General features: G+C 66.9%; 6 protein-coding genes and 1 pseudogene. 1 reads left to right on the top strand and 6 read right to left on the bottom strand.

What is annotated here, in order from left to right; genetic code table 11:
- Nucleotides 1–119: 119 nt before the first annotated feature.
- From ACTWPW_RS62355 to ACTWPW_RS62335, 5 genes and pseudogenes are all read right to left on the bottom strand, one after another.
- A pseudogene (locus ACTWPW_RS62355) lies at nt 120–1,249 on the bottom strand (IS1634 family transposase); the annotation flags it as partial.
- Nucleotides 1,250–1,499: 250 nt separating this feature from the next.
- Nucleotides 1,500–2,270, bottom strand: coding sequence for an ABC transporter permease (locus ACTWPW_RS62350; RefSeq protein ID WP_443174745.1), 771 nt, complete (start codon nt 2,268–2,270; stop codon nt 1,500–1,502).
- Nucleotides 2,267–3,058, bottom strand: coding sequence for an ABC transporter permease (locus ACTWPW_RS62345; protein ID WP_443174744.1), 792 nt, complete (start codon nt 3,056–3,058; stop codon nt 2,267–2,269). The genes ACTWPW_RS62350 and ACTWPW_RS62345 overlap by 4 nt, the downstream gene beginning before the upstream one ends.
- Before the next feature lie 191 nt (nt 3,059–3,249).
- Nucleotides 3,250–4,254 carry a methyltransferase gene (locus ACTWPW_RS62340; protein ID WP_443174743.1) on the bottom strand — a complete coding sequence of 335 codons (1,005 nt, stop codon included), beginning with the start codon at nt 4,252–4,254 and terminating at the stop codon, nt 3,250–3,252.
- Nucleotides 4,255–4,463: 209 nt separating this feature from the next.
- On the bottom strand, nt 4,464–5,501 hold the full coding sequence (locus tag ACTWPW_RS62335) for an ABC transporter substrate-binding protein (RefSeq protein ID WP_443174742.1): 1,038 nt from the start codon (nt 5,499–5,501) through the stop codon (nt 4,464–4,466).
- A gap of 108 nt (nt 5,502–5,609) precedes the next feature.
- Here ACTWPW_RS62335 and ACTWPW_RS62330 point away from each other — a divergent pair, with 108 nt between their 5' ends.
- Nucleotides 5,610–5,870: a hypothetical protein gene (locus ACTWPW_RS62330; RefSeq protein WP_443174741.1), complete on the top strand. Its 261-nt coding sequence runs from the start codon at nt 5,610–5,612 to the stop codon at nt 5,868–5,870.
- 739 nt (nt 5,871–6,609) lie between these two features.
- On the opposite strand, the gene ACTWPW_RS62325 is transcribed toward ACTWPW_RS62330, so the two are convergent.
- Nucleotides 6,610–6,801, bottom strand: a complete 192-nt coding sequence (locus ACTWPW_RS62325; protein WP_443174746.1) for a zinc ribbon domain-containing protein — start codon at nt 6,799–6,801, stop codon at nt 6,610–6,612.
- Between the last annotated feature and the right edge of the window lie 10 nt (nt 6,802–6,811).

Here is a 6,811-nt window from a genome sequence, read left to right as displayed (position 1 = left end):
CGTGCCGCCCGCGGGCAGCAGCGGCTTGAGACGTTCCCACTCGGAGTTCGTCAGATCACCACGACCCATACGCCAAGCGTGACATCCTCGCCACCCACCGTCATGAGATCTAAGAAACAGCTCCTAGCCCTCAGATCACGGTTCACGCTCTTGACCGCGCCGTTCAGCCCGATGCCCTGGTCCGCTTGACCGGCGCCTGCCCTTCGACGGCACGTTCAGCCCTGGCGACCTGCTCGTCGATCCCGCAAAAGCGCGCGCCGGGCCCGGTCGGCCCGATACTGGTAGTAGAGCGTCTGGTCCCGGCGGGGCTGGCCGGCCGCGGCAGGGCAGGGCAGGATGAAGATATGCCCGTCTGGCATATCGGTGCCGGGGTGTTCCCGCCGCCACTGTTTGACCACGTACGGAACCTCGGGGATCTTCATGCCGAGGATGAACGACAGGCCCGCCTCCTCGATGGCCCGCATGTCTGCCTCAGAGATCATCCCCGCGTTGGCCTCGATGGTGACATCAGGCAGCCGGTGGGCCGTCATGAACGCCTGGATCACCGGGAGCATGGTGTGCGTCTCGGCCTTGTTGCCCGCGATGGCCTGCACCATGAGCCGGGAACCCGGAGGAGTCGGTCAGCCGCCCGATCGTGATCTGCGGATCCAGGCGGCGCTCCTCGCTGAACGGGTTCGCGGAAGCCGTCCCCGGTATCGGTCTCGAGTACAGCGTGGAGACGTCGTACAGCACCAGGCTGGCCGGGCCCAGCCGGGCATGCGCTGCGCACGCCGGCGCCAGGGCCGTGTACCACCGTTCTTCCGCATACAGCGGCAGCCGGCGTTTCACCGTGGCAGAGGACAGCGGGTCGATCCCCGCTTCGTCCAGCACGCGCAGGCTGTCCTGCTTGCAGGTCGGTTCGATCACTCGGGCGAGCAGCAGCCGGCAGAACACCTCTTCATCCCCGCCCACGGCGTCGAACCCGAGCGCGGCGTAAGCGCGGGACAGGGCATCCCACAGGTGCTCCATCCGCGAACTGGCGATCTCCAGCAGGCCGCCTGCGGCCTGCTGGTCATCCAGCCCGAGATCCAGCTCTTCCTGCCCGGCGGTCAGCCGCTCACGCGCGATGGCCTTGAGCGTCTCCAGCTCGGCGTCGTCGTGCGCGGATCCGATGTGCTCGATCTCCCGGTGCCCCGCGGCGCGAGGAGTACACGATCTGCACCGCCCGCGCACCCGACGCCGTTTTCACCGTCCGCACGTACCGGGACACGGCCTACAGCGTAGAGACGTCGCCGGTTTAGCGCGCACAGTTCGCCATCCTCGACGGCGAACCCAAAGGTCAGCGACCCCAGACTCACATTCGATCTTGAATGTGAGCCAAGTCAGGTCGCACCTACCTGAGCCTCGGGTGGACCGGACGGACCGAGCCACGGCGAGCCGGCGGGCAGGGCGGGCCATGAGGGCCGGTCAGGAAGGGCGGTCAGGAGACGGCGGCGCCGGCGATGCGGAAGCGCTGGCGATCAGCCGGCGCGCCATGCCAGCTGGCGTCGCTCGAAGGCGCGGAACACCCGATTCAGCACGACACCGAGCCCGCCGAGCAGGACGATGATCGCCCACATGGCCGCGACATCGAGGTCGCCTTCCGCTTCGAGGAGCCGGTAGCCCAGGCCATCGGTGCTGCCGAACATCTCCGAGACGATCATCATGATCAGCGCGAGAGAGATACTCAACCGCAATCCAGCGAAGATCTTCGGAACGGCCGCGGGCAGAACGACGTGGACCAGCCGGGAAAACCGCCCAAGGCGGAGAACGGCGGCGGTGTCGAGGTAGCCGGGCTCGATGGAGCGGACCCCATCGATCGTATTGATCAAGACCGGCCAGATCACCCCGAAGACAATGGAGGCCACCTGCAGCGGCGTGCCAACGCCGAAGAGCGCCATAAAGATCGGGAGTAGCGCCGAGGGAGGGACGGACCGGGCGAAGGCCAACAGCGGTTCCAGCAGCGCCGCCATGAGTCGTGCACGGCCCACCACGACACCGATGATCATGCCGGCGGCGGCGGCCATCGCCCAGCCGGCACCCAGCCTCGCCAAGCTGGGCAGCAGGTCCTTGTGCGCAGCCGAGGTCAAGAACCCGTGCGACATCGATCCGCTGAACCACAGCTCATACATGCGCGCGCCGATCAGCATCGGCGGCGGAAAGAAGATCACCTCGGCGGTGCGGGCGGCGAGTTCCCAACCAGCAACGGCAACGGCGGGCAGCCAATACCGGGCCGTCCGAGCGATGATCATGTCCACTCCGTTCGTGCGTGGTGCCAGCGGAAGACGCGTCGGGCGATGACGTCGCACGCCACGTTGGCCGCCAGGCCCACGCCGCCCGCCCAGAACGCGCCGGCCAGCATGCCGTCGCGTTCATCGGCGTTGCCTTCTTGAGCGATGAAGGTTCCGATGCCGTCCACTCCGCCGACCACGAGCTCGACGCTCACCGCGACAGCGAGCGAGACCGACACCGCGATGCGCAATCCGGTGGCGATGAACGGCGCGGTACTCGGCAGACACACGTGACACAACACCCTCAGCGGACCGAACCCGAAGCTGCGCAGCGTCTCCTTGGCCAACGGGTCCACGTCCATCAGGCCGTACAGGGTGTTGATCAGCAGCGGCCACGAACACGCGAAAACAATCAGTGCGATCTTGGCGTCCTGGTTTTCCACCCAGACAAACGTGGCCAGCGGCGCCAACGACAACGCCGGGATGGGCCGCAGGAACTCCAGCACCGGGCGTAAGGTCCGTTCCAGGGCCGGAACGGACCCCAAGAGAAGCCCGGCCGGGACGGCGGCGCAGACGGCCAGGAGCAGCCCGACGCCGCACGCGGCCAAGGTGGCCCCCAGGTGGCCCAGAAAGTCGGGGTCGAGCGTGAGCGCTGCTGACGTGGCGAGCACGGTGGAAAGGCGCGGAAGCGCGCCCGGGTCAATCAGGCCGGACAGGCTGGCCCCCTCGGCAACAAGCGCACTGCCCCCGAGCCCCACCGCGCCGAGCAGGAGACGCTCCCGCAGAGCGAGAGAGGTTGGCCCTGTCATCGCGGTCTCCGGCGCGCGGACGAGCGTGTGCTCAACAGGGCCGCGCAGGCGCCTGCCGTGCCGACCGTACCGAGGCAGGCACGCAGCCTCCCGGGTCCCGCTGTGCTAGGCCCGAGGCGTCGAGTGCATCCGCTGCCCCAGGGTTCGGGGAGCCTGCGGCCAGGTGCTTGGCCCCCTCCCAGGACGCGCATTCAGCCGCCTTCCTCCGTTGATACAGCGATCAGCAGCCTCTGCCCATGCGGCAGATCCACTGTCGAGCGGATGAGCAATCCCGCTGGGGCCAGCAACGTGCGGAACTCCTGCTCGGTGCGCTCCTGACCGCCGGGAAACAGCATCATCATCCGGATGCTCAGATCGATGAAGGGGTTGTAGTCCCCTGGCTGAGCCGGCTTGGTCCCTTCGATGATCCACAGCTGTGCGTGCGGGCCGGAGTCCCGCATCGCCGCGGCGATCAGGGCCAGCAACCTCCGACAGGCCTCATCCGGCCAGTTGTGCAAGATCGAGGACAGGATGAACAACTCGGCCTGCGCGCCAGGATCGGCGAAGATGTCCGCCGCGACGAAGCGGACGCGGGAGGTCAGGCCGCGCGCCGCGAGGTACTCCTGCGCTCGGGGAACGACGTCGGCGCGATCCACCAACACGCCGCGCAGGCCCGGGCGGGCCGCCAGGATGGGGGCGAGCACGCCCCCATGCCCACCACCCAGATCCGCCACGGTGCGCACGCCGGTGAAGTATGCATCGCCAAGACCAGCCAAGCCGCGCCCGACCGCGGCGCTGCGGTCGGACATGAAGCGATCGAAGCGGGCCGCCAGCTCAGGGTCATCGGCAAGCAGCTCATACACCGAGCCGGCGCCCTCCATAGCTGCGGGCTGCCCGGCGCGCACGGTGTGGTGCAGGGTGCCCGCCGCCTTCCACCACAACGCCGAGCCGTTGACCTGAACCGCCGCCTTCATGGAGCCTTCCGTCTCCGCCAGCAGCAAGCGACCCATGTCGGTCAGCCGGTAGCGGCCGCCGCGTGCGGCGACGATGCCGTAGGCATGCAGGGCGGACAACAGCTGCCGCATCGAGGCGGGATGGCCGCCGCAGCGCGCGGCCAGGTCCTGGCTGGTCAGTTCGCCCTCCGCGGCGAGGTGTTCCGGGCACTCCAGGTCGACGAACGCGTGAACAGCGGCGAAGCGCAGCACACCGTTGATCATGTCTTGGATGGCGTCCCGCGGTGTGATGGCGAAGCGGGCGCTGGGGGAGAGCCGGTTCGCCGGGACGCGCTGGGGCAGGCCGGCGTGGGGAGCAGCGGGGCTCGGTTCGCTCTGGCCGGCCGCCGCCTGCGTGGCTGGAGAGGGCGACGGCGCAGCGGCAGGGGGCGTGGTGGCGGTCGCCGGCGGGGGGCCGGCCGAAGACTCGGCGGTCATGGCGTCGCTCCGGGAAGGGAAGGGGAGGGGGAGCCGGGCGCAGAACTGCTGCCGGGCGGACGCCAGAGCAGATCCTCCGCTTCCGGCTTCCTGTGCGTGAAGTAGCCGAACTTCTCCATCGCGTCCGCCACACGCCTGTATCGCGTCGCTTCCAGCGTCGTCGGGAAGGAACCCAGAGTGATCACTGCCGCAGTGGCCGGCTCGATTTTGGTGTATTCGGGAATGATCTGTGTGACCGCCGTACGGTCGGAAGCCACAATGTGCTGAGCGCGGTCAAGTGCTCGCCGGAACCGAGCCACGATGCCCGCACGGAGCCGTACGTGACGGGGATCGCTGTTCACCCAGCTGGTGGAGACGGCGTAGCCGGCGATGGGAAATTTATCCGAAGGCCCCGAACACGCGTCGGCGAGTGTGGTCAATCCCTTCTTCTGGCTGACGGAGATGAAGGGTTCGGTATGCCAGCCGAGGTTCACCTTCCCCGCCTGCACTGCTGACGGCATGTCCGGCAGCTTGACCGGCAAGAAGTCAAAGTCCTTCTTGGTGATTCCCTCCTGGTCGAGCGTGATCTCGGTCGTGAGAGTGGCGACCGACTTAAGCGTCGCCACTCCGACCGTCTTCTTCGCGCTGGCGTCACTCGGTTTCAGATCCTTGAGCGACTTGATGGGCGAATCCTTCGCCACCATCAAGAGAAAAGTGTTCGGAAGGGCGGCGTAGGCGTCCGACACCAGGTCCAGTGCCCCCGGATTCTCCTCTTCCACCAGAAAGAGAGAAACATAGTTGACCAGCGCGAACTGCCAAGCTCCGGACAGAAGTTTGGGGACGGCCTCGGCGGTACCGCGGATCTCCTGCGTTTCGACGTCCAGTCGCTGTTCGGCGAAGAATCCGCGCTTGATCGCCACCCAGGCGGCAGCGTTGTCCGGTATGGCCATGTACGCGAGAACGATCTTGTCGTACCCGGCGACCAGCGACGGCTCCGGAGCGGAACAGCCGCTGAGCACCAGTGCTGCCGATAAGAACGACAACGCCTTCCTCATACCTGCCTCCCTTGTAGAGGACGATGGGTCATGCGATCTTCATGTGTGCAAGGTATATGTGAACCCGGCACGTGACCTTCCGGCGAAAGGTGAAGTCAAATAGGGGTGATGTCCCATCTGTCACAACAGGATCGGGATCTTGCCGACCGTATCGCCTCTCCAGGCTCTATGTATATGTCACGGAACGTCGAAAGTGAATTGCTTGGCACCGAGATAGTGCATAAGAGCACGCTGTGGCCGATTGCTGACCTGATAAAGGAAACGAGATGCTATCAGGACGAGGCCGACAGGGCTCGCCGCCATCGACGCAGCGAAACGACGCCAGCGGCTATCGCCCGCGCCACCGGCACCGGAGCCTTGAATTCTTGACCATTCATGTGAGGGGCGGGAGACAGGCGGGGGCCTCCTTTCGCTTCCACTGACATGGCGTCCGTCTCGATGTCGATGGACGCCGCTAGGCGGAGATCATGGAAGTACGTGATCGTCCACGACATAGTGCACCACACGAAGAAGTTTGGGTAGTGAAGGAGTGCTGCACTTTGTTGCACTTTTCCGCACGTGCCTTCCCTGGCGTGATTACATGTCCCGGTGTGAAACCAGGGCAATTTGTGGCGAGAGGGAGCAACGGACCAGTGAGGAGGCAGCGCTCAGGCGTCCGGTATGGCGGCCGAGCGCGCAGGGCGCCGCTCTGCTGCTCGATGTCACGCAGCAGAGCGGCGCCCATCGGGCGCGCCCACTCACGCGGGCCTGCCCTAGACCCCGAAGGCCGGGCTGGCTTCGAGGCCATCACGCCTGGCCCAGGGGACAGGCCGGCCGTGCCGTCACGGCGACGCAGCTGAACCGCCAGCCGCGCGTGACATCGGTACCTGAGCAGCCGCGACACCGAGCACAGCACATCGTCCACGGCGTCGATCACGCCTCGGAAGATTGCCTGCGTGGCCCGCGCTACACCCCTCTCTTCTCGGCCGCCAGAACGCCGGCCAGCGGAGCGAGATGCAGGCCGCTGCGCCGCACCACACCACGGTGCACCGTCGTCGGCGACTGGTGCCATGCACGGCCGTAATCTTGACATCCTCCGCCCGCCTGAAGGCGGGGGATTCCAACACAACTACCTCGCCAGGAGGAGGTCGCGTTGAGGTTCGCGGTGCTCCGGCTCGGCAACCCGTGGCCCTTCCCGCGCAGAGGCGGCATGCCCTGCCGCGTGTTTGATGTTACGTGCCGCGTTCACGTCGGCGTTGCCGGCGTATCCGCAGGACCGGCACCGGAAACGCGCTTGGCTCTCGCGCGCCTGCCGGTCCACGATCCCGCAC

Origin of the sequence: Nonomuraea sp. KM90 (assembly GCF_052246675.1) — a bacterium.
Taxonomy (GTDB): Bacteria; Actinomycetota; Actinomycetes; order Streptosporangiales; family Streptosporangiaceae; genus Nonomuraea.
This window is presented reverse-complemented; position numbering and strand designations above follow the sequence as displayed.